The organism is Adlercreutzia sp. DFI.6.23, assembly GCF_024462535.1.
Taxonomy (GTDB): Bacteria; Actinomycetota; Coriobacteriia; order Coriobacteriales; family Eggerthellaceae; genus Adlercreutzia; species Adlercreutzia rubneri.
The window spans coordinates 1-322 of record NZ_JANGBP010000330.1 but is presented as its reverse complement, the minus strand read 5'-3'; the positions used below and the strand labels follow the sequence as shown (position 1 = coordinate 322).

At 68.6% G+C, this 322-nt stretch carries 1 protein-coding gene; it reads right to left on the bottom strand.

Going from position 1 to position 322, the window contains the following annotated elements:
* A partial coding sequence (locus NE591_RS13590) for a TRCF domain-containing protein (RefSeq protein WP_256156901.1) occupies positions 1-322 on the bottom strand: 322 nt, incomplete at both ends.

Below are 322 nucleotides of genomic sequence, written 5' to 3'. Positions count from 1 at the left end.
CAGGTTGTCGCGTTCCTCCTCCGAGAAGTAGCGCAAAGGCAGCGTCAGTTTGCGCTTGTCCGTCTGGTTGCGGCCGGCCGCGCGGCGCAGGGGCTTCATGGCAGCAGCGGGGATGTCGATGGGCTCCACGATGAGCTTGCCCGCCGCCACGGAGATGAGCTTGACCCCGTGCTCGTTGGCGAAGGCCTTCAGCCATGCGCGCTCGAAGAGGTTGGCCGCCGCCTCGGGCATCTCGGGGGCCACCGCGAGCATATCCTCGCGGAGGGCGGCCACCTCCTCCACCGTGGAGGCCGAAGCCAGCTTGCGGTACCACAGCACCCGG